The sequence below is a fragment of the Spirulina subsalsa FACHB-351 genome, assembly GCF_026130165.1.
Classification (GTDB): domain Bacteria; phylum Cyanobacteriota; class Cyanobacteriia; order Cyanobacteriales; family Spirulinaceae; genus Spirulina_A; species Spirulina_A subsalsa_A.
The window spans coordinates 1-5,163 of the sequence record NZ_JAIHOM010000199.1 but is presented as its reverse complement, the minus strand read 5'-3'; the positions used below and the strand labels follow the sequence as shown (position 1 = coordinate 5,163).

Genomic DNA, 5,163 nt, shown 5'->3' with positions numbered 1-5,163 from the left:
GCTGGGGGGCAGGGGAGCAGGGGAGCAGGGGAGCAGGGGAGAGGAGAGAGTCTGGAGTCGTTAATAATTCTCTATTCTCACTTCTCTATTCTCACTTCGCGGGGGAGTAGGGGAGAGGGAGAGTCGGGAAAATGCCGTTGTGTTCAAAAGCTAGGAAGGACGGCGCTTGAATCCAATTATTGTTGGTCATGGTCTAGAACCTGAAAACTGGCGATGCTCTGTTCAAAATCACTAAAACGCTCACGAAACTCGTTGCGGGGAGTGGAGTAGGTGACAATCCAAAAACGATCATTTTCCTCAAGGGTATAGACCAACTGGGTGATTTCTTTGGTGCGCGTCCGAATTTGCACCACAATCCGCCCAACTAACCGTTCATTAATGAGTTGTAGTTCTTGTTCTGTTACCTCATAATCTAAGCGGCGAAAATTCTCTACTACTGCATCTGTCAGTTTTTCAATTGTTGTGCCGGGGAGAGTAGTGGGTGCAGTGACATTCACCGTTGTAACAAAACCTTGGGTTGATTCGGCTGTATCAAAGGCTAGCAAGTGAACGATTTGCTGACTTTCCCGTAAGGCTTGACTTAAATCACGATATTTGGCTCCAGCCCCTTCTAATTGACTGGCAACGGTTTCTAAATCGTCCTCGGGATTGCCTCCCTCATAACTGGGAGGTAAAAATAAGCGAATGGAACGGCTTTGAATTTCGGCAAAGTCTTGATTGACAGACACTCTTAAGCGCTTGGCAACGGGAGCATCTGGGGATGGAGCAACCACTTTTGTGGCACCAGGAGGGACGGGCTGACAACCCACTAAACCGCCTATTAACATCAAGACTACCAGAAATTCTTTTTTCATTGGGATCATGTGTTTATGCTTCCTTGTGGTGGTTCACTCAACCCGGTTATTTCCTAGGCACTTTAGAATTTTTGCGCTAATTTTAACATTAGTTTTAGATTTTCAAGAGTTTTTGGGTTATGACACCAGTTTTTCTCCTCGCTCATTTAGCCCAATCTAGAGAGTTAGCCCATTTTCTCCTGACTGAACCCACTGTGGGCAGTATTTGGGGAGGGATGGCGATCGCATTTGGTTTCGGAGCATTTCACGCTCTCTCTCCGGGGCATGGTAAGGCGTTAGTCAGTGCTTATCTCATTGGCACCCAAGGCACTCCACAACAGGCTATTTTATTGGGGGTGACTACGACTATCACTCATACACTCGGGGTATTTTTATTGGGGGCGATCGCACTTTTTGCCTCCCAGTACATCCTGCCTGAACAGTTATATCCGGTTTTAAGCGCGCTGAGTGGAATGATGATCTGTCTTGTGGGGGTGAGTTTAGTGCGAAAACGACTACAATCCCCTAGTCATGATCATCACTCTGATCATGAGCATGATCACCATCACCATCACCACCATCACCACCATCACGCCTCGAATAAGCTCTCTGACTTAATTAAACTAGGGATTGCCGGGGGGCTAGTGCCTTGTCCTTCCGCACTGGTGATGTTATTAGGGGCGATCGCACTTCATCAAATTACCTACGGCTTATTTTTAGTCACAGGCTTTAGTCTTGGATTAGCTCTAGTATTAGTGCTGTTAGGATTAATCGCCGTTTATGCCCGACAATGGCTGGAAAAATTCCCTCGAACTCAGGCCATCTCGCGCAGCTTATCCTTGACCAGTGCTTGTGTTGTCGTTGTCATTGGTCTTGGTCTAACATTTGTTTCTAGCACATCACTACTCTAACCCTAATTGTCCACCTTTGTTGTAGGATTCACCGATGAAATTCAAACCCCTGTTCATTGTTTTATTGATTCTCATCAGTTTGTTCAGTTTCCCAACTCAAGCCTTCGCCCATAGTCTTGAAACGTTCTATGAGTTACAGGATAAAACCTTAGAAATTCACGCCCTGTTCAGCACAGAAGAACCCTTTGAAGATGCCGATGTGCTAGTTCATCCTCCCAGTGACTCTGGTCTAGAAACCCTCCACGCTTTCACCGATCAACAAGGACGTTTTCGCTTTGAACCGGATTACAATATCCCCGGCATTTGGTCCGTCGAAATTGGGGAAGATAATCACTGGGATTTATTAACGATTCCTGTGAGTACAGAGGGCATTGAAATTAATGCGATTAGTCATCTAGATTTCCACATCCCCCATCATCACGTTCCCCAATTTGCCAATCAGTTAGTGGTGGTTATCTTTGCCCTAACTATTGGTTTTATTGCCCAAGTGGTGGGTAATCCTTTAAAACGCTGGTTTTAAGGCGATTCAGCCCTTCCCTAGGCACTCACTCCTAGGTAAACACAACCTAGTTTCTTCCTGGCATTATAGCCTCAGAAACCGGGTTTTTTCTAACGTAGGGGTTTTTGATTCCCGTTCCGAGACACAGCGCGATCGCCTTCTAGAGCAAAAGGGCGATCGCGTTTTCTTGGGATTTTCACCCCAGTGCAATGGCTTCTTGCCTTACGACTTAAAGACCTTTGTAGATGGGCTAGTTTGCGCTTTAAATGACAACAATTTGTAGCTACAATTGGTTATTGTAACGATCGCTGGTCATGGAATACGAATGGGATGAAGCAAAGCGTCTCACCAATGTTCGTAAGCATGGAATTGACTTTATTGATGTCCCAGCCGTATTTGGTAGCGACACCATAACTGTTGAGGATGATCGCTATAGTTATGGGGAGCAGAGGTTTATCACTTTTGGCTTGCTACAAGGGCGAGTGATTACTGTTGTCCATACAGAACGTGAGGATTGTACCCGTATTATTTCTGCAAGAAAGGCAACAAAATATGAACAGCGAGCCTACTTCGAGCAACTCTCAAACTGATTGGCAGCGATTAGATGCTATGACGGACGAAGATATCGATTTCTCAGACTGCCCAGAAGTTACACCGGAAATGTTTGCAAAAGCAATGGTGCGGCGTGGTTTACCTGTCGCAAAAGCAAAGACTCAGGTTACACTCCGTATTGATAGTGATGTTTTGGAGTGGTTTAAGTCTCAGGGACGTGGCTATCAAACCCAAATCAATCAGTTGTTGCGGGCTTATATGGAAGCACATCAGCAGTAGGGGTTTTTGATTCCCGTTCCGAGACACTGGGCGATCGCCTTCTAGAGCAAAAGGGCGATCGCGTTTTCTTGGGATTTTCACCTAATTAGGGCTTGCTGAATAACCCGGGGAGCAGGGGGGCAGGGGAGCAGGGGAGAGGATTCCCGATTCCCGTTCGCGTAGCGTGACCTTGGCGAAGCCTTCCGAAGGAAAGGAAAGGAATTCCCGACTCCCGACTCCCGGACTTTTTCAGCAAGCCCCACATGGGCAAAAACCGCGAGTCCGTTACAAATAAGAGCGCACAGCGCCCCCCAAGGGCAGGAAAATAGTCAACACTTCCCCTTGTTGGGGGCGTTGTCGCACGGTTAATTTCCCTCCCAAGGCCTGAAAGAGATTTTTCGTCACATCTAAATTAAGGCTAATACTGCCCGTTTCCGGTTGAAACATCAGCAACTGTCCCATTGATTTTAAGGAACTGGTAAAGGAGACATTCTCCGAGACTAATTGTAATTTCAGTTGATGTCCGGCCGTAGTCACTTTAACCCGTAATTGTCCCCCAGTGGGTAAGGTGCGAGTGAAACACTCCATCAAACCACTGAGCGCTTGATCTAACATACTGGGGTTGGTGATTACGGTGGGCAATTGTTCCGGTAGGAGTACCTCTAGCTGGACATTGCGGCGCTTGGCTTGTTTTTGCCATTGGGGGATATTCTGCTCAATGACTTGGTGTAGGGAAATGGGGATGAGATGGAAATGATTGGGATTAGGGGGTTGGGTTTCCAATTCGGCCGCCCGGAAAATCAATTCCATTCGGTTGATCTGTTCGGTACATTCTTGATCAATGACCTCTAAGCGTTTGGTTACTTCTTCCCCGAGGTGTTTCCGCTTTTTGAGTAATAAACGAGTGAGCATCCGAATGGTTGTCAAGGGGGTGCGCACTTCATGGGTTAAGGCTTGCAAGATTTCCAGTTCAGAAATTCCCTGACCTCTAGAAGGGGAAGCAGGGATGTCTGGGGGGGGTTGGGGAAGGTCAAGGCTCGGTTTGCTCTCACTGCGTTCTGTGTTGGCGGAGGGACACCGTTGAGCGAGGGCGCTGAAGTCGGGGAGGTGCTGAAGTAGGTGATGGCTAAATTGTGTCACCAGTCGATAGTCAGGGATGGGGGGGATAAAGTTCCCTACTAGGGTGTCGAGGGGTTGAATGTGTTGGGGACTGGTGAGGAGGAGGCGCGATCGCAGCGCTTGCCAAGCTTGATGGACGACGTGAGGATCAAAGGAGAATTGAAAGTGACTGTCTCCGCTGGGGGTTTCTCCCAAGGCCAACACTAGCCCAAATTCTGCGGTCAGGACGAGACAGAATTGTTCATCCACGAGGGGATCGGTGGGGAGGAGAGAGTATTCAACCAAGGTGGGTAAAACCACCGAGGCCACGTCCCCCGGAGCGGCCGGGAGTTGGAACTGATGAGAGGCCAAATCTTGAAAGGCTTTGGGGGTAAAAATACCCGTTTGTAAACGAGAGAGCAGATGGGAGTCGCTGACCACGGGAGCGCAACCGGATAAAACAACCCCCACACAGTCATGGGGGCTAGTTTCAGTTAGGTTGAGTAGGATTTGATGGAGGGCGGCGATCGCACCATACCATTCCGCCTCCGCTTTCAAGACCGAGCCACCCGATGGTTTTCCCCCCCTAGGGATAGCATGATCCGGGTGATGTGTGGTTAAAACTTGATACAGGGTGGGTAACACCCAATTGGACAACACCATTGCACTTGTGACCTCTTTGGTTGCACTCTCTCATCCTTGATGGTAACGGTTTCTTCTCCCTATCCCTAGGGGTAGAACCGAACCAATTCTTCGCAATACCCACCCAAAAACGGCAGCAAAGGCACTGTGACAGGTTCGTAGTTGCGCTTCAGCGCCAAATCCACCCAAAAACGGCAGCAAAGGCGTTGCGACAGGTTCGTAGTTGCGCTTCAGCGCCAAATCCACCCAAAAACGGCAGCAAAGGCGTTGCGACAGGTTCGTAGTTGCGCTTCAGCGCCAAATCCACCCAAAAACGGCAGCAAAGGCGCTGCGACAGGTTCGTAGTTGCGCTTCAGCGCCAAATCCACCC

At 48.6% G+C, this 5,163-nt stretch carries 6 protein-coding genes; 4 read left to right on the top strand and 2 right to left on the bottom strand.

Translation table 11 applies throughout. From position 1 onward, the window contains the following. Positions 1–176: 176 nt before the first annotated feature. A complete protein-coding gene (locus K4A83_RS21840) occupies positions 177–854 on the bottom strand; it encodes a hypothetical protein (RefSeq protein ID WP_265266830.1) in 678 nt (225 codons plus the stop codon). A 119-nt stretch (positions 855–973) separates the two neighbouring features. On the opposite strand from K4A83_RS21840, the gene K4A83_RS21835 reads away from it, so the two are divergent. The 4 genes from K4A83_RS21835 (at position 974) to K4A83_RS21820 (ending at position 3,074) form a co-directional block, all read left to right on the top strand. Beyond that, the gene (locus K4A83_RS21835; protein ID WP_265266829.1) at positions 974–1,744 is read left to right on the top strand and encodes a nickel/cobalt transporter; all 771 of its coding nucleotides are present in this window, start codon (positions 974–976) and stop codon (positions 1,742–1,744) included. Positions 1,745–1,778: 34 nt separating this feature from the next. Beyond that, the gene (locus K4A83_RS21830; RefSeq protein ID WP_265266828.1) at positions 1,779–2,264 is read left to right on the top strand and encodes a hypothetical protein; all 486 of its coding nucleotides are present in this window, start codon (positions 1,779–1,781) and stop codon (positions 2,262–2,264) included. 293 nt (positions 2,265–2,557) lie between these two features. After that, a complete protein-coding gene (locus K4A83_RS21825) occupies positions 2,558–2,833 on the top strand; it encodes a BrnT family toxin (protein ID WP_265266827.1) in 276 nt (91 codons plus the stop codon). After that, positions 2,796–3,074 carry a BrnA antitoxin family protein gene (locus K4A83_RS21820; RefSeq protein WP_407810267.1) on the top strand — a complete coding sequence of 93 codons (279 nt, stop codon included), beginning with the start codon at positions 2,796–2,798 and terminating at the stop codon, positions 3,072–3,074. The genes K4A83_RS21825 and K4A83_RS21820 overlap by 38 nt, the downstream gene beginning before the upstream one ends. A 264-nt stretch (positions 3,075–3,338) precedes the next feature. Here K4A83_RS21820 and K4A83_RS21815 read toward each other — a convergent pair whose 3' ends face one another. Continuing rightward, a complete protein-coding gene (locus K4A83_RS21815; protein ID WP_265266825.1) occupies positions 3,339–4,814 on the bottom strand; it encodes a sensor histidine kinase in 1,476 nt (491 codons plus the stop codon). Positions 4,815–5,163 lie beyond the last annotated feature (349 nt).